Source organism: Rohdeia mirabilis, assembly GCA_007750655.1.
GTDB lineage: Bacteria > Planctomycetota > UBA1135 > UBA1135.
In genome coordinates, this window is record CP036290.1 from 4,025,790 (window position 1) to 4,043,779 (window position 17,990).

General features: G+C 70.4%; 7 protein-coding genes. 5 read left to right on the forward strand and 2 right to left on the reverse strand.

What is annotated here, in order from left to right; genetic code table 11:
• The first annotated feature begins 49 nt into the window (after positions 1-49).
• Positions 50-2,365, forward strand: a complete 2,316-nt coding sequence (locus Pla163_RS15000) for a HEAT repeat domain-containing protein (protein ID WP_419185989.1) — start codon at positions 50-52, stop codon at positions 2,363-2,365.
• A gap of 114 nt (positions 2,366-2,479) precedes the next feature.
• On the opposite strand, the gene Pla163_RS15005 is transcribed toward Pla163_RS15000, so the two are convergent.
• Together Pla163_RS15005 and Pla163_RS15010 are read right to left on the reverse strand one after the other, a co-directional pair.
• Entirely contained in the window at positions 2,480-2,740 is a 261-nt protein-coding gene (locus Pla163_RS15005) for a MoaD/ThiS family protein (RefSeq protein ID WP_145190219.1), read from the reverse strand.
• Positions 2,737-3,903: a WD40/YVTN/BNR-like repeat-containing protein gene (locus tag Pla163_RS15010; RefSeq protein WP_145190222.1), complete on the reverse strand. Its 1,167-nt coding sequence runs from the start codon at positions 3,901-3,903 to the stop codon at positions 2,737-2,739. The genes Pla163_RS15005 and Pla163_RS15010 overlap by 4 nt, the downstream gene beginning before the upstream one ends.
• A 287-nt stretch (positions 3,904-4,190) precedes the next feature.
• Here Pla163_RS15010 and Pla163_RS15015 point away from each other — a divergent pair, with 287 nt between their 5' ends.
• From Pla163_RS15015 to Pla163_RS15030, 4 genes are all read left to right on the forward strand, one after another.
• A complete protein-coding gene (locus Pla163_RS15015; protein WP_145190225.1) occupies positions 4,191-7,349 on the forward strand; it encodes a sigma-70 family RNA polymerase sigma factor in 3,159 nt (1,052 codons plus the stop codon).
• Positions 7,350-7,729: 380 nt separating this feature from the next.
• Positions 7,730-11,032, forward strand: coding sequence for a sigma-70 family RNA polymerase sigma factor (locus Pla163_RS15020; protein WP_419185990.1), 3,303 nt, complete (start codon positions 7,730-7,732; stop codon positions 11,030-11,032).
• A 290-nt stretch (positions 11,033-11,322) separates the two neighbouring features.
• Positions 11,323-14,631: an RNA polymerase sigma factor gene (locus Pla163_RS15025; RefSeq protein WP_145190231.1), complete on the forward strand. Its 3,309-nt coding sequence runs from the start codon at positions 11,323-11,325 to the stop codon at positions 14,629-14,631.
• A gap of 70 nt (positions 14,632-14,701) precedes the next feature.
• Complete coding sequence (locus tag Pla163_RS15030; protein WP_145190234.1) at positions 14,702-17,968, forward strand: sigma-70 family RNA polymerase sigma factor; 3,267 nt, start codon at positions 14,702-14,704, stop codon at positions 17,966-17,968.
• Positions 17,969-17,990: the final 22 nt, after the last annotated feature.

A 17,990-nucleotide genomic window follows, 5' to 3' on the forward strand; every position in this document is an offset into this window, starting at 1 on the left:
GCCCCTGGTCGTTCCCCACTCCAGCACCTCACAGCCCCGCGCGCACTCCGTGATCCGTCACCTCGCGCTCGTCGGACTCGCCAGCTTCCTCGTCGCTGCTCCGAGTCCGCTCGCCCACTCGTCCAACTCCCTCGCCGCGCCCGCGGCGACCTGCGTTGCCACCACCGTCGACGACGTGGAGGAACTGGTCGGTCGCATCCGCCTGATGGGCGACCGCGTCTCGATCGAGACGCTGACCGAGCTCGCCAAGATCGGCACGCCCGACGCGCTCGCCGGCTTCGCGCTCGCTCTCGACGGCGGCGTCCTGAAGCGCGAGATCGCGCGCGCGCGCACCATTCGCGCACTGTCGGGCTTCATGAAGTCCAAGGACCTCTCGGGTCGAGTGCGCGAGATGCTCGCGAACCTGGCGGCGAACGCGGACAACTCGCTCGAGGGCATCGCGGCGATCGAGACCCTCGGAGCCAGCGGCGGCATCGCGCGCGAGTGGCTCGTCAAGGTCGTCGAGTCCCCCGCCATGGCCGCCGTCCGCGTGCGCGCGCTCGAGCTGCACGCCGAGGAGTTCGACATCGACGAGGACGAGCGCTGGTACACCGAGCTGTACAAGGCGTTCGCCGACTCGATCGCCGACCTCGATCCGAACGCCGTGGCCGCCGCGGAGGCGAATCCCACGCGCGGCAAGCCCCTCGCGGGCGTCGGGGGACTGGCGTTCGAGAAGCTCGCGCCGAAGCTCGACGAGGCCGAACTGCGCAGCAGCCTCGACAGCCGCAACCGCCGCGTGCGCACGGCCGCGATGGTCGAACTCGCCGATCGCGGCGACCGTTCGATGCTCGACCGCGCGCGGGGCACGTTCCTCAACCCCGCCTACGGACCGAGCGAGCGCGCCGAGTGCGCGATCGCCTGGGGCTCCGCGAAGGGCTGGGAAGAAGTGCTCGAAGAGGTCCAACGTTCGCTCGCGAACCCCGCGCCCCAGGGTGGACGCGGCCCGACGACGGGCAGCGAAGGACACCAGTTCACCTCGTTCCTCGCCGATCTGTTGTCGAAGCGCGGCTCGGAGAGCTTCGCCGACGCCGCCGTCAAGCACGGGCCCGGTCTCGTCGTCCCGGCCGCGCGCGCGTTCTGCGCCCGCGCGATCGGTCGCACGCCGTCGAGCTCGGCCGAGAAGTTCCTGCGCGAGATGATCGAGGACGAAGACCTGATGGTCCGCGTCGAAGCGCTGCGCACGCTGGCCCTGCGCGGCACGGAAGGGGCGCGCAAGTTGCTCGACCGCGCTCTGAAGAAGGCCGCGACCGAGACCGAGGAAGCCCTGCTCGTCGAGCTCACCTCCGAGCTGTACGGCGGCGATCCGGAATGGGTCGAGGACCTGGTCGGCTGGTCGAAGGAGGAGCCCTCGCAGAAGAAGAACGCCGCGCTCGTCAGCCTCGCGCGGATCGGCGGCGCCTACGAGGACCTGTTCTCCGCGGCGCTCGGCCCCGAAGTTCCGTGGGGCACCCAGCGCGCCGCGGTCGAAGCGCTCCTGCTCTCGCGCTCCCACGAGAGCACGGCTGCGTTGGTCGCGTCGCTCGAGCGGCTCGACGGGCGGATCGCGAAGCTCGTCATGGACGCGCTCGAAGAACTCACGGGCGAACGCTTCCGCAACCCCGGCGTGTGGCCGCGCTGGTGGAAGGACAACGCGTCCGGGTTCGTGCCGCTGTCCGAGAAGGAGTACACGGACCTGCTCGCCAAGCGCGAACAGGCTGCCGAGGAGGCGGCCGAGAGCGGTGAGAACAACACCGTCGCCGGCTCGTTCTTCGGCGTCGAACTCGACTCCGAGCGCCTGACCTTCGTGATCGACGCTTCCGGTTCGATGGCCGAACCGATGGCGCCGCGCACCGGCGGTCCGCGCGGCCCGACGACCGGCGGCGACGGCGAGAAGGACCGCAAGCCGCGTGGCGGAACGCGCCTCGAGGTCGCGCAGAACGAGCTCAACTACTTCCTGAAGGAACTCCCCGAGAGCGCGCTCGTGAACGTGGTGCGCTTCTCGAACGGCGCGAAGGCCTGGTCCGACCGGCTGAAGAGCGTCGGCAAGAAGAAGACGCTGACGGCCATCCAGGCCTTCGTCGAACGGCTCTCCCCGGACGGCGGTACCAACGTCTACGAGGCCCTGCAGGTCGCCTTCGAGGACCCGGACGTGGACACGATCATGCTCCTGTCGGACGGTGCGCCGTCGGTCGGCGAGGTGCTCGACACGGGCACGATCGCGGACCACGTCGCGCTGTGGAACGCCCACCGCGGCGTGACGATCCACGTGGTCTGCATCGGCGGCGACCAGCCCGAGCTGCGTCGGATGGCCGAGACCTCGGGTGGCAGCTACACGCTGATCCGCTGAGGTCCGCGCGTCGCAGGTCGCGGCGCGCACCACCACCGTCCCCGGGAACGACAGGACCGCGCCGGAGCCACGTGCTCCGGCGCGGTCCTTCCCGTTCGGCGACGCCGCGCGGGCTCAGCCGCCGCTCAGCGCACCGAGCACGTGCACCCGATCCACCTCGCCGAGCGGCTGGTCGAGGTCGCGCTCGGCGCGGTTGCCGAGGAAGACGTTGATGTGCCGACGCAGCGCGCCCTGCTCGTCCACCACGCGGAAGTAGAGGCCCGGGTGGCGGCCGTCGAGGTCGCGCAACAGCTCGCGCGCGGTCGCACCGGTGGCCTCCAACTCGTCGCGGCCGTCGGTGTACTCGAACAGGTGACTGCTGACGCGGACCTTCACGCCAGCACGGCCGGAGCGAGCGAGTAGATCTCGGGCAGGTGACGCGCGACGCACTCGAAACGCTCGCCGCCGTCGCGACCGACCCAGACCTCGCCGCAGGTCGCGCCGAAGCACACCTCCGGCGCGTCGGGTGCACCGATCACGGCCAGCGCCTGCCGCTTCGCGCCGATCCACGAGCCGCACGCCGGCAGTCCCGAATCCTGACGGGTCCACGACTGGCCGCCGTCGTCGGTGCGGTACATCGCGAGTCTCCCACCGGGCGCCGTGCGCGGCCAGGTGCGCGTGCCGTCCATCGGCAGGACCCAGACCGTTCCCGGTCGCGTGGGGTGACCGACGATGCCGAAGCCGATGTCGCCGATCTCCTTCGGCATGTTGTCGCCGATGCGCGACCACTGGCGCCCCTCGCGCAGGTCGACGCGGTAGATGCCGCAGTGGTTCTGTTGGTAGAGCAGGTCCGGATCGGCGGGGTGCTGGATCACACAGTGCGGATCCTGGCCGAACTCGGGGTACGGCTCGGGACCGAAGTCCACGCGCACGCCGGCGTTGATCGGCGCCCAGCTCTTCCCCGCGTCGTGCGACTCGAACGTGCCGCCGGCCGACATCGAGACGAACAGGTGCGACGCGTCGCGCGGATCGACGAGCACCGAGTGCAGGAACGGACCGTCGGGCGGGCCGGGGGGCTCGCCGGTCCACGTGCGGTACTGCGGGTGGTGGTTGAAGCCGTCGACCCCGCTCCACGTGTCGCCTCCGTCCTCGCTGCGGAACAGGCCCTGCGGCGTCGTCGCCACGTACCAGGTGTCCGACTCGCTCGCGTGGCCCGGCGCGAACCAGAAGCTGCGCTGCACGGTGAGCCCGCGCGACGTGCCGTCGTGCCGCGGCTCGGCGCCCTCTTCCGTGACCTGGTCGAACGCGGGCGGCTTCGACGCCTCGGCCCAGGTGCCGCCGGCGTCCGTCGAGCGGAAGACGGTCGGGCCCAGGTGGAAGTCGCCGCCCGCCGTGTGCAGCCAGACCTCCGGCCGCCGCGGGTCCTGCTGGAAGTCGTTGACCTGGACGCCGAGGCGGATCGGGTCCCCGACCTGCCGCCAGGTGCCGTCGCTCGAGCGCTTCAGGGCGAACCCACCCTTGCGCGTGCCCACGAGGAGGCCGTTGGTCGGTTGCTGCATGGCGGCGAGGATAGCCTGGGGTCCGCCCGACGTGCAGCCCGGCTCACAGCGGCGGAGCGCTTCCGGTTCCGGAGCCGCGACGCCGCGGACGCCCGAGCCGCTTCGGTGCAGACAGGGTTGGGCGGTCCGACGGTGCGACGGAGCGGCGGGTCGTGTCGGGGCACCGCCGGTGCGTCCGTCGCAGAGCAGCGCTTCCCGCAGCGCCGACGCCCTCCCGGCGACCGGCGTCCCGCGACTTTCCAGGACCTTCGCCGTGACGCTCGCCCCGCGCCGTGCACACCGCTGGCATGACACCCCGTGACTCCTCGTCCACAGCGGCCACCGCGGCCTTCCTGCGCTTCGCGAAGAGCGGCGCGCCGGAGGAACTCGCGACCGTGTTCGACGCCACGGCCCTGCGCCTGACGGTGCTCGCCGGCCACCTGTGCCGCGACGCCGCCGAGGCCGAGGACCTGGTGCAGAGCACGTTCCTGGTGGCCATGCGGGACGCCGAGTCGTTCGACGGTTCGCGGCCGATCGAGAGCTGGCTGGCCGGGATCCTGCGCCACCGCGCGCTCGATCTCGGACGTCGGCGCCGTTCCCGTGCCGAACGCGAGCGCTCGGACGATCTACCCGATGCCATCGAACCGGCGCGCGGCCCGCTCGAACTCGCGGCCGACGCCGAGCTGTTCGAGCAGGTCACCGCGGCCATCGAGCGCATCGACGGTCCGTCGCGCCAGGTCCTCGCGCTGCGTCTCGTGCACGGCCTCGAGCCGACGGCGATCGCGCACGCGTTGGGTCGGTCACCGGGCACGGTCCGCATGCAGCTGAAGCGCGGGCTCGAACGCCTGCGCGAAGCGGTTCCGGCCGGAGCGGCTGCGTTGGTCGGCGGGCTCGTGCTCGAAGGCCGAGGACTGGCCGCCGTGCGCGAGTCGTTGCTCACGTCCGTCGGTGCGAGCGCGCAGGCCTCCGCCGCCGCCGCGACCACCGCCCAGGGTGTCTTCACCACCACCACTCCCCTCTTCGGAGCCATCATCGTGAAGCACTGGATCTCGCTCGCCATCGCCGCCCTCGTGGTCGTCGTCGTCGGTTTCGTCGTGTGGGACCCGCAGGAGGCGTCGTCCTCGCTCGGGCGCGAGTCGGGCGGTGCGCCGCCGGTCGAACTTGCGAGCGACGGTGCGGACGTGCCGCTCGCGCCGGACCTGGCGCAGGCGACGCCGCTGCGGATCGAACGGACGGCCGTCACATCGACGCCCGCACTCGCCGCCGTGGCTGCCGAGGGGCGCGCGCTCGACGTGCGCGTCGTGTGGGAGGACTCGCGGCGACCGGCGGCGGACGTCGGCCTCTACCTGCGGCGTGCGAGCGGCGAGATCGGTTCGGAGCGACGCACCGACACAGCGGGCTCCGCGTTCTTCGACGACCTGGTCCCGGGCCCCTATCTGGTCGCGACGGAGCTCGGCGGCGCGACGATCCGCGTGGACACCCGCGAACGGCGCGAGCTCGAGATCGCGCTCCCCGAAGGCACCACGGCCGGTGGGATCGTCGTCGATCTGAAGGGCGAACCGGTCGCCGGTGCCGAGATCCTGCGCATCGACCCGACGCACCATCGGGTCATGCACGTGCTCGGAACGACCGCGTCCGACGGAGTCTTCGAGATCGACCACGTGGACCCCGAAGCGCTGCTGATCGCGCGCCACGACGACTGGCAACCGGCGCAGGTCGAGGACTGCGGCGACGACCTCGAGTTCGTGCTCGGCGCGAAGGGGCACCGCTTGTTCGGGCGCGTGCTCGACCCGTCCGGAGCGCCGGTGCCGTTCGCACGCCTCGCGATCGGCGTCGACGAGGACGCGCGCGAGATCTTCGAAGGCTCGGAACTCGCGCCGGGCGAGCTCGAGGGCTCGAAGAAGTCGATGGACCTCGAGGGCATCCTGATCGCGGCCGACGAGAACGGTCGCTTCGACACGCGCGAGGTCCCGGCCGGCTATGTGTTGATCGTCGCGCGCCCGCTCGAGGCGGACAGCGGTCTGGTGGCCTGGGCGAGCGGCTACATCCACTTCAGCTCCGAACTCGAGCTCGACCTGCAGCTGACCCAGGGCGCAACGGTCCACGGTCGCATCGCCGACCGCACCGACGCTCCGATCGCGAACGCCGAGATCCGCGCCGAGTGGGAAGGCACGCGCGCGCTCGGTCAGTTCGAAGCCGAACTCGGACGGTACGTGGCCGATCCGGTCGCGCATTCCGACGACGAGGGCCGGTTCGAACTGACCGGACTGCTGCCGGGCGACTACGACTTCACGGCGCACATGGCCGACTTCTTCCTGGCGCGTGAGGATCGCGAACTCGACGACGGCGAGCACTTCGAGTGGAACCCGGTCGTCGCGAACGGTGGATCGCTCGCGGTGCGGCTCGTGGACGAGAACGGTGCTCCGGTCGAAGGCTGGCACGTCGTCGCCCTCGAGCCGGACGCGGAGATTCGGCCTTGGTACCGCTCCACGGCCCGCACCGATGCGGACGGTCGCGCGACCATCCACGGCCTCGCGGACGGCGTCGCGCTCGATCTCGCGCTGCATGCTCCCACGCTGTCGGGACGCGCGTCGGGCTTGGCCCAGTGCCGGCGAACGGGCGTCGTTCCGTCCGACCAGGTTCTCGAGGTGGTGCTGACCGCGGCGGAACGCGCGACCGCGAGCGTGACCGGGACCTGGCCGTCCGAACCCGTCGATCCGAGCCTGATCCTGTTGAAGCTCGAGCGCACGGACTGGAACGCGAGCGCATTCGTCGCCGTCGCGGCCGACGGATCGTTCACGTTCGCGCCCCTCGGCGCCGGTGAGTACCGCCTCGTGACGGCCGGCGGCGGCTTCCCCGCGGACGTCGAGCTGGCGCGCATCGAACTGGGCGTGGGCGAGGCGCTCGACCTGGGTCTCGTGCGGCCGCCGCTCTTCGGACAGCTCGAGATCGAATTGGTCGACGCGGACGGTGCGGCCGTCGAGCAGGCGTCGATCCGCGTCCTGCACGCGGGCGAGAACGCCCACGCCGTCGTGGGAACGAGCGCGGGCCGCTTCGTCACGTCGCCGCTCGAGCCGGGGACCTACACCCTGTGCATCGACACGGCTGGCTCGCCGCCGAAGCGCGTGGACGTCGAAGTCACGAGCGAGTTGTACCGCACGCTGCGGATCGAGCTCGAGCGCGGCGTGTGCGTGCCGCTGCGAGTCCTGCCGTACACGGGGCGCAGCGGTGCGCCGACGAAGGTCTGGCTGCGGGTGACGGACGGGACGACCGGAGTCGAGGTCATCAGCCGCTACCTGACGCGCGCGGCGGACGAGCCGGAGTTCGCGCTCGACCTGCACCTGGTGCCGGGCATCTACGAACTGAGTCTGCGCGACCAGTCCCCGGCACGGCGCGGGACGTTCTACGCGGAGCTCGAGGTGGTCGCGGGCGCGGACGTCGCTCCGATCGCGGCGACCCTGGACTAGGGGGGGCGCGCGGTACGAGTTCGTCGCCCGGGCCGAGCACCGGGCCGAGCACCGGGCCGAGCACATGGCCGCCCGGCGCGCAGGACCGCGTCGCAGATCCGGCCGCCGCGGAGGCCCGTGTCGATTCGCCCACCTCGGGTCGACCGCCGTCGCCGCGGCGCCTTCGGACCCGCTCCCAGGCGCACCACCGCGAAGCCGTCGCCCTCCACCTCGATGGGCGCGGGTAGCCTGGGTCCGGTCCCGCTGCGGCGCCGGGTTCGAGCGTCCGCTCCACCGGTGCCGAGCGCCTCCGCAGCCGCTTCGGACCGCACGCCCCACCTGCCCTGGGCACTTTCCGACAGATCTTCGTGACGTTCTCGCCGTTCGATCGACAACCCCCGGTGACTGAATCCCCGAGGGAGACCGACTTCCTTGCCTACCGGGACCGCGGTGACGTCGAGGCGCTCGCACGCTTCTTCGGCGCCGCGGCCCCGCACCTCCGTGTGCTCGCCGTTCACGCGGCACGCTCGGTCGACGAGGCCGAGGACCTGATCCAGTCGACGTACGCGGAAGCGATCGCGTCGGCGGACGCCTACCGCGGCGAAGGCTGTCCGACCGCTTGGATGGCCTCGATCCTGCGGTACAAGGCGATCGACCTGCAGCGGCGGCGCACGCTCGAACCGCAGGGCGCCGACGTGCGCGAGCTGGTCGACGAACCGGCGCTGCAGCGACTCGCGGTCGATCACCTGGCGGAGCGGGAGTTCTTCGAGCTCGTCGTCGAGAAGGTCCACCGCCTCCCGTCCCCGTACCGCGAGGTGCTCGAGCGACGGCTGTTGGGCGGACTCGGCCCCGGGGCGATCGCCGAGGAACTGGAGCGCGCGCCCGGCACCGTGCGGATGCAGCTGAAGCGTGGGCTCGAGCTGCTGCGCGAGTCGTTGCCCGGCGGCGACGCGCTGTTCGGGCTGACCGTGTGCGCGCTACTGCTCGATCCGCGAGCGGTGCGGGCCGAGTACGTCCCGCGTGCCGATGGAGTCGTGCCGACGGCGATCGCCGGCAAGACGTTGGGAGCGAGTGGTCTTCCGTTCGGACTGGCGTGGCTCTTGGGTGCCGTGATCCTGCTGCTGGGCCTGGGTCTCGCGCTCGTACTCGGTGGAACCGACGACGCGGACGTTCCGGTGCTGGTCGCGGGTGACGCCGTGGCCGACGCTCCGAGCGTGGGACTGGTCGCGCCGGTCCGTCGCGCCGAGCGTTCGACCGTGGACGCGCCCAGCGAGGTGGCGGCGGGCACTGCGGACGCAGACCTCGTGGCGGTGCCCGACCTGCGGGCGCGCCTCGTGGATCCGGACGGGCGGCCCGTGAGCGATGCGGTGGTCGAGTGGATCGAGCTGAGGACACCGCTGGCCTTGTCGCGGCTGCCGCTGCAGCCCGACGAGGTTCCGGAGTCGGGCGCGACCACCACCGCCGAGGACGGAACGTTCGCGATCCGCGTGAGTGCCGACTGTTCGCGCGCCCTCGCGGTGCAGGTGACGCCGATCGCAGGCCCCGAGTTCGAGCTGCAGGTGCCGCTCGAACGCGCGGGCGAAACGCTCGACCTGGGCGACCTGCGTCTGGCGCCGACCGGATGGATCACAGGTCGGGTGCGAGCGCCGGACGGCTCCGTGCCGAACTGGCTGCCGAGGACCGTTGCACTGAGGCACACCTGGACGCCGCGTGCCGAACTGGAGCCTCGCGCGGGATTCCTTGGAGCCGCACCGGTCGACTCGTCCGGCCGGTTCGCGTTCCCCGCCGTTCCAGCGGGCGGCGCCAGGCTCTCGATCGGTAGCGCGAGCTTCCAATCGGAGATCACAGCGACCGTGAGGGCAGGCGAAGAGACGGTGCTCGACTTCGAGGTACCCGAGATTGGGCCCGGTCAGCGGGTCGTGGCGCACCTGAGGTCGAGACCTGGTCAGTCGCTCTTCACTCCGGATGCGAGCACGGGACCTTGGCTCTGGCTCGTGTCGTCCGATGGACGGCGGCGCCCTCCCACGAGTGCCGCGAGCGATGTCGCCACTTGGGACGACGTGCCAGAGGGCGACCACGAGCTGCACTTCGAGGCGCGGCACTTCAAGCCTGTCGTCGTGACAGGCGTGCGGCGCGGCTCGACCCACGACGTGTTCGTCGAAGGGGACTCGACTCTGCGCCTACGCGTACTCGACGAGGACGGGCAGCCCATCGACGAATTGTGGTTGTCGGTCCTCCTCTCGTCGAAGGGGGTAACGCCGACATCGTCGAGGACGATTGCACCGACCTCGATCGAGGACGATGGCTGGGCCGTGTTCGTTCGATTCCCGAGCCGGTGCACTCAAGTCACCGCTATCGGGATCGAAGGTGTCCTTACCACCCGAGAGATCGTCGAGTGCCTGCCAGGTGCCACGACGAGCGTCGAGATCGACCTCCGTCAGGCGCACAGAGTGCGAGGCGTCGTCCTCACGCAACTTGGTGCTCCCGTGAGCGGCGTGGACATCGAAGTTTGCACCAGCCAACTCGACGAGTCTCACGCCCGACCTTCGCTCCCGCCCTTGCGGTACGTCGGACTCCCGACGCGCCTCAAAGGTGCGAACTCGCGGATCGTTGGAACGACGGACAACGAAGGTCGATTCGAAGTGCGGGTCCCTGAGGATGGCGACTACGACGTCCTCGCGTTCCTCTCACCTTGGATCTACGCCGAAACGTCGGCGGAGCCCAGCGCCGACGGGGTCGAACTGCGGCTACCTGCCTGGCGCTCGATCAGCGGACGCCTCGCCGCAGACGCTTCGGATGTCGTCGATGGATTCGACCTCGAGATCCGGTCGAGGGCCGGCGATGCCGCGTCATTGCCGTCGATCGGCCCAGCGGCAAGTCGACCTGACTACCACAAGACCGTGTCTCGGCTCGTGAATAGCGACGGCAGCTTCGGCCCGCTCGCGGTTCCTACCTCGCCCTTCGAACTTCTGGCTGTGCTTCCGCTCTCAGCGCGGAGTTTCGAAACGACGACCAACATCTCCAATCGACCGGAATTCCCGATCGCGCAGTTCGAAGCCGGTAACGACGACGTTCACGACCTCCAGATCGCCTTGGACCACCTCGCCCCTGGACGAATCGAGCTGCGGTTCACCGGACAGCGCCCGCACCCGATCGAAGCCACTCTGTACGGCACCTATGAGTTTCACGAGGAAGAGGCGGACGTCGGCGGACACTCGTGGTCGCGCCGCCTGGAGCGCCCGAGGCTCGTCCTCCTGGTCACCGTACCGGTGGACGACACACCGGTGCATATCGACGGGATCTCTCCCGGCACATGCGCGTTCAAGTTGACAGTCTTCGGCACCGGCGCCAGCTGGTCCGAAAGGTTCCCAGGTCTCCACACCATGGACCCAAGGAAAGCCAATCGCCTGGAGATGGAGGTCCAAGTGGCGGAAGGAGCGATCCTGTGCACGAACGCGGAAGGCGAAGCGTTGCGTGACTGCCCGATCATCATCGGCCTACGGCAAGGCGAGCGAACGACGAAAGGACGTGGGCGCACCGACTCGCTCGGCAGGCTGTCGCTCTCTCTCCCCCCGCGCACGCTCACGCTCACCCGAGGTGTAGAGCTCGAGGGCTTCGGTGTGGAACCCACCGGCCCCCCCGTCGAAGTGCGCTGGGGCCCCGATGGTCCGGACCAGGCGACCGTCGTCCTGACCGAGTTCTGAGTCCGGGCTTCGAACCACCGCTCGACTCGGAGCCCTCCGATCTCGCCCTCTCGGTGCGGCCGCGACGTCCGTGCTCGGCGCGTGCCACGGCGCGAGCGCTCTCCGAGTGACCACACGGCCGGCGCCCCCGTCCGCGCCGTCCAGGCAACCCGCCGTGTGGCGCCCCACGCTCCCCGCCGCGATCCAGGCGCCGGCCGGCACGCGACGCCACGGCGTGACGCAAGTCGCGACCGCCCACGTTTCGAGCAGTTGCCCGTGACGCAGGCGGCGGCGCGTCGTCCCCTGGATCCATGGCCGCCGAACGCCCGAGGGACGAAGACTTCCACGCCTGGACGCGGCGTGGCGACGCCGAAGCGCTCGCACGCTACTTCGACGCCGCCGCGCCGCGCCTGCTGTTGATCGCCGCGCACGTGTCGCCGCCCGGCATCGAGCCCGAGGACCTGGTCCAGCAGACGTTCCTCGAAGCCCTGCGTACCGCATCCGCTCCGCGCGGCGAGCAGCGGGTGTTCTCGTGGCTCGCGGCCATCCTGCGCAACCGCGCCGTCGACGAGCACCGTCGCCGCGGCCGTCGCGCCGAACTCGCCCTCGACGACACCCTGCTCGAGCCCGCCGCGAGCGACGACCCCACGCGCCGCCTGCTCGACGACGAGCTGTTCGAACGCGTGGTCGCCGCCATCGACGGGCTCGAGCCGCCCCAGCGCGAAGTCGTGTCGCTGCGCCTCGTGCACGGCATGGACCCGGCCACGATCGCCCACACGTTGGGACGCCAGCCGGGGACGGTGCGCATGCAGCTGAAGCGTGGGCTGGAGCGGTTGCGCGGCGAACTCGCAGGCGTCGTCGGACCGGCCGCACTTGCCGCGTTGTCCGCGCTGGTCGCGAACGAGAGCGCGGGTCTGGCGGCGGCGCGCGACACCGTCCTGGCCGAAGCGGCGCGCTCGACCGCCGCGACGGCCACTCTCAGCTCGTCCACTTCGCTCGCCACTCGAACCCTGAAGGCCCTGATGAATCCCTTGCCCGCCACGCTCGTCGCCTCGATCCTCTCCGTCCTCGCCCTGTTGACGTTCGCTCCGTGGGAGAACGGTGGAGCCGGTGGCCCAGCGACGCTCGACGCGAGCGCGATGGCCGACACCTCCGAGGAACTCGCCGAGGTCGTCACGACGCCGACCGCTGTGGACGCGAGCTCCCGTGAAGTGGCGAGCACGGTCGACGACGGCACGGTCGACAAGAGCACGGTCGAGAGCGACGACCTCGCCGAGCCACTCGTGGTCGGAAGGCTCGTCGATCACACCGACGCTCCAGTGGTCGGCGCCACGATTCGCTGGAGCACGGACCCGGCCACACCCGACGGAACGAGCGCCGGGCGCGTCGACCACCCGGATGCGACGACCGACGTCGAAGGCCATTTCGCGCTCGCCGCCGCGGCACCGCCCGATGCGCTCGTCGTAGTCACCGTCGTCGCCAGCGGTCTGCCCCAGTTCGGCCTGCGGATCCCGAGAGCCGAGGCGGGCGCGATCGACCTCGGAACGATCGCCTACCCCGAGATGGCGACCGCGACCCTGTGCCTGGTCACCTCGACAGGAGATCCCGTCACGTGGATGGAAGGACACCAGCCCTACGCGACGCACCACTGGAATCCCCGTCCCGAGTACGTCGCCCATGGCCTCCAGGACCTCGCAGCGACCCCGTTCGACGAGTTCGGCCAAAGCATCGTCGCGCACGCTCCCGTCGGAACGCTGACGTCGTCCATGTGGGAACCGGCCAGGTTCGAGGAAGTCCGCCGGCACGACTCCGTCGTCGCTGGCGCCGAGAACGTGTTCCAGATCGCCTGGCCGTTCCCCGACCCCGCTTCCAGCACGACGGTCGAGATCGAACTGGACGCGATCGGAGCGCCATTGAGACTCGCGTACCCCAAGGACGTCGTTCGACTCGTGCTCTCCGACGGCACCGTCCGAACGATCGAGGCGTTCCCGATGTCCGGTCGCCCGGCGGTGGTCTTCGACGCGGTTCCGAACGGCTACCACGCGCTCGAGGTCCGCATCCATGGCTTCGCTGCGGTGGACATCTTCGACGTGGAAGCGGGTGGCGCGTACACCGCCGTGGCTCGCGGAGCCGCGCGCGTCCATCTGCGGGTCCTCGACGAGAACGGCGAGCGCCTCGGCGACTATCGACTCACCAGCGAGCTCGCGCGCAGCACCACGCTCCGCTTCGGCGAACCGGACGACCTGCGTCCGCGCGGCGTCGATGTCGGGACGCACGAGGTGTACGACTCGGTCGCCGCCATCGACCAGCACTGGAGCGTGCGCCTCGAGGACGGTCGCAGCCGGCGCGTGACTCTCGCGGGACTGACCACGGGTGAGACGCGAGAGGTCGATGTCCTGTTCGCAGAGGAAGCGACGGTCTCCGGCATCGTCCGCGCCGACGATGGCACGCCCGTCGCGGGTGCAACCATCGAGCTGCGCCCCCACACTTCGCGCGGACCGGCCTCGTTCCAGTGGCCGGCGCCCGCGGCGTTCGACCCGACGGCGCCGGTCGCGAGTGGCTCGAGCCCGACGATCACGGGCACGACCGCGAGCGACGGCGGCTTCGCCCTCGCGACCGATCCCGGCGTCGTGTACTCGTTGTTCGTCGCGCGCTCGGCCTGGTCGTACGCGATCGTCGACGCCACCGCGGCTCCAGACACTCACGACATCGTCCTCCCCGCCGTCCGAACGGTGCGCGGGCGGGTCGAGGGCCTGGACGCCGAAGCCCTGCGCGTGCTGAAGCTGTTGGTACGCCCACTCGTCGCCGATGCCCTGAGCACCCACGTTCTCGAGTGGAGACCGCAGCTCGTCGAGTTCGAGCAGGACGGCTCGTTCGTCGTGACCGGCGTCGGAACGGCCGAGCACGAACTAGCCATTGCCTATCCGAACTCGATGGATGTCATGCGCACCGGCGGCTCGCGCGGTGGCATGTACGCCATCGCTGCTCACCCGCTCGGAACGCTCGCGGCCGGCTCCGACGACGTGGAGGATCTGGTGCTCGACGGCGCGCCTATGCGACCGGCCTCGGTCGAGATCGTCGCGCGCGTGGACGGGGTCCCGCTCGCGCAAGGAGGCGTCGCGGGTATCGACCTCGGCGTGACGGAGAGCGGTCGGATCTGCCAGTTCGCGCTCCAGGTCGGCAACGCCGGGCGGACGCGGATCCCGTGGCTCCCGCCGGGCACGTGGTCGTTCGCCGTCGCTTCCATGGACGCTCCGTGGCTCGTGAGTGAGCCTGCGCCGCGCACGCTCGCTCCGGGCGCGTCCGTCGAGTTGGTGTTCGACATCGTTCTGGTGGAGGGGCGCCTCCTTCTGACGGACCCGACGGGCGCGCCACTCGCTGGGCGCCAGGTCGACGTCAGCGGCCCCGACTTCGACGGACTCGGACCGCGCACGACGCTCACGACCGACGACGCTGGCGGGCTCGACCTCGACCTGCCCGAGAACGCGTACACGCTGCGCCTGCGACGCGAGTCCGCGGCGAGCGACCGGGCCGAGCGCGGCGCACCCGTCGCGGTCCTGTGGACCTCGTGGGGCCCCGCGACGCCCACGGTCGTGCTCGCAGAACCGCCGATCGAGTGATCCGGCGGCGCTCGCGGCGATTTCTTCGCGATCGCCGTGACGCCACCGCGCCCCGCCCGTTCGATGGGGCATGCCCGCCGAACGCCCGAGGGACGAGGACTTCCGCGCCTATGTGGAGCGCGGCGACGTCGAAGCGCTCGCACGCTTCTTCGACGCCGCCGCTCCACGCCTCCTACTCGTCGCCGCCCACGTGGCGCCGGCCGGCGTCGAGGCCGAGGATCTGGTCCAGCAGACGTTCCTCGAAGCCCTGCGCGGGCAGTTCGAGCCGCGCCCCGACGCGACGGCCCTGAGTTGGCTCGCGTCGATCCTGCGCCGGCGCGCGATCGACGAGCACCGCCGCGCCCACCGCTCGCGCGAGAAGTCGCTCGAGGCGCAGCACGACCGACCTGGCCGCGAGCCCGACCCCGTCGAGCGCCTCGCGGACGACGAGGCCTTCGAGTTGGTCGTCATCGCCATCGACGCGCTCGAATCGCCGCAGCGCGAAGTCGTGTCGCTGCGCCTCGTGCACGGCATGGACCCGGCCACGATCGCCCACACGTTGGGACGCCAGCCGGGGACGGTGCGCATGCAGCTGAAGCGTGGGCTGGAGCGGTTGCGCGACGCGTTGCCGGCGGGGATCGCGACGCTGCTCGGCGCCTTCGTCGGTGGACGCGCTCTCGAACACGTGCGAGCGGAGGTGCTCGACGAAGCACTCAGGCTCACTCCCGATCCCTCCGCGCCGACGGACGCGACCGCGACCACTCGGCTCGGACCTTGGAACCTGCTTCGAACCCTTGCCATGAACCATCCGCTCGTCACTCTCTCGCTCCCACTCGTCCTGGCCGCCCTGCCCTGGATGCTCGCGCCAGAACCGCAGGCCTCGAACGAGCCGATCGCCCTGACGGAAGAGGCGCACGCACCGCCCGCCCCCACGTCCGCGCCTGCGACCATGGCACTGATCGAAGAGGCCGAGAGTCGCGAGGCGGTACCGAACGCGAGTGCGACTCCACCGCCCGCGACCGATGGGCCACTGATCGTCGGTCGCGTCGTCGATAGGAACGGAGCACCACTCGCCGACGCGACGCTCACGGTCGAGGTCGAAGAGCCGAGGGTCCCGGGCGAGCCGCGCAAGCGCACGACTCTTCCCGAGGTCGAAGTGGAGGACGATGGGACGTTCTCGTTCGACACAGGGCTTGCGTCGCCTCAGGAACTGCGCTTCTCGGTCCGATCGCCCGGTCGACCGCGGTTGTCGCTGTGGACGAGTCTCGAAGGCTCGGAGACCACCATCCAGGTCGGTGACATCCGCTTCCCCCCCACTGGAACACTCCAGGGAACCGTGCTCAGCCCGGATGGATCGACCATCCCGTGGCCCGAGTCGATCACGGTCAAGGTGCTCGGGAGCGACTGGTCCGCCAACGAGGTCTTGATGACCAACAACGTTCTTCCACCCGTCACCCACACTCCGACGAGCGGCACCCAGCACAGCTTCGTCGTCGAGAACGTGCCAGCCGGTCGCATCCAGTACATGGTCGAGAGTTCGACGCATGCGGCGGGTGACATGAACTTCTGGGTCGCGGCCGACGAAGTCACTCGGCTCGACGTCGTGTGGACCGACCAGGACCCGCGTGGCTCGATCAAGGTTCGCTTCCGCGAGAGCGCCTCGAACATGGTGTCCAGCAAGGACGCGGCAGGCCTGACGTTCCGGCTCCTGCTCGACGATGGCTCGGAGCGTGAACCCGATCGTTCCTGGTACGGCGGCGCCGAGTTCCACGCCGTTCCGATGGGACTCCACACGGTCGCCGTCGATCACCCCGCCTACGAACCGGTCTCGGTCCAGATGTCCCCGCTCGCCGAGTGGCAGGAGATCGCGCTCGTCGGAGCTGCGGCCGTTCGACTGCGTGTCGTCGGTGTGGATGGAGAGCGCGTCGAGACCTACTCCGTGTACGCCACTCCTGTGCAGCTCGCGTTCCCGTTGGGAACCGATCTCCATCCGAACGCCGAGGCTGATGGGGACGCGGTCCTCTACGCGGCTGTTCCCTGCATCGACCAACTGTGGATCGTCGTACTCCCGACGGGGGAACGTCGAACGGTCGCCCTCGAGGGGCTTGCGCGCGGCGAGACCCGCGACGTCACGCTGGACTTCGGCCAGGGTCCGAACATTCGCGGCACCGTTCGCGACCCGGATGGCGCGCCCCTCGCCGGCGTGCACGTCGAAGCTCGACCGAGACTCGGATGGTCGATCGCCCACTTCGACGTGCAGGCCCCCTACGAGTACACGACCGACCGACAGCGCCTGCATCTGAATGCCCAACCTCAGCCGTTGCTGACGGACGAGAACGGGCGGTTCGCATTCGAAGGGGTGCTCGACGACACCTACGACGTCCTCGCCCACACGTCGCCGTGGAACTACGCGTCGACCACGTGGAGCGCACAGGGGGCGGACCTCGATTTGCTCCTACCGCCGACGAGAACGCTCCTGGTGCACCGACCGAATCCGCTAAGTGGATCCGAGTCCGAGCCAGAGTCCTCGAACACGTTCCGTATCGACGTGCGAGCGAGCAGCACGACACCGCTGACGACGATGCGCAAGAGTGGAGCGTGGCGCGAGGAGCTCGACGATGGGACGATCGCGTTCCACGGACTCCCGCACGAAGCGATCGACGTCCTCGTGACCTATCCCCGTTCGGTCGGGAACGCTGCCGGTCCATCCGTCCGGACCTTCGTCGCCGCAACGGTTCCGGCCGAATCCAACGACGGTGAAGCCGTCACGGTCGACACGAGCGGCATCGCACCTGCCTCACTCGCGCTGGATCTGGGCATCGTCGGAAGCCAGAAGGGAGCGCTCGGTCTCTACGGGGTCCTGGTCGCCTCCCCCATCACGACGCCGCCCGTTCAGCTGGCCGTGCCCATCGATCCGGATGGTCGGGCGAGGTACGCCTTCGTGCCTCCAGGAACCTGGGACCTGTACGTGACGCCGCAGATGGACGGCATCGGCAACCTCGCGAGCCCGATCTGGAAGTCGCCCCTGGGGCGCCATGCGTTCGTGAGTGGCGCGGCCGTCGAGCTCTCCCCGCAGCTCGAGTTCGCGACCAAGGCGCTCGGACTGGTCGATCCTGCAGGGACTCCGCTCGCCCAGCGTTCGATCTGGTTCGGACAGGGCGGCACGAAGGTGATGCACACCACCGACGGAGAGGGGCGGATCGAACTCAGCCTTCCGCCGGGGAGTTACACGCTCGAGCTCAGGAGCGAGGATCCCGATGCGCCCATCACCGCTTCGGGTCCGCAGGCCACCTTCGAGTGGACGGTCGACGGGCCACTCGACGACACGTTGACGCTCGAACCGCCTGCGACGGACTGAGTGGAGGGACAGGCCGCAGGGA

Bases quoted from the DNA above. Each gene is read 5' to 3' on its own strand.
- Pla163_RS15010 (WP_145190222.1), bottom strand. From the start codon at position 3,903: ATGCAGCAACCGACCAACGGCCTCCTCGTGGGCACGCGCAAGGGTGGG.
- Pla163_RS15015 (WP_145190225.1), top strand. From the start codon at position 4,191: ATGACACCCCGTGACTCCTCGTCCACAGCGGCCACCGCGGCCTTCCTG.
- Pla163_RS15025 (WP_145190231.1), top strand. From the start codon at position 11,323: ATGGCCGCCGAACGCCCGAGGGACGAAGACTTCCACGCCTGGACGCGG.
- Pla163_RS15030 (WP_145190234.1), top strand. From the start codon at position 14,702: ATGCCCGCCGAACGCCCGAGGGACGAGGACTTCCGCGCCTATGTGGAG.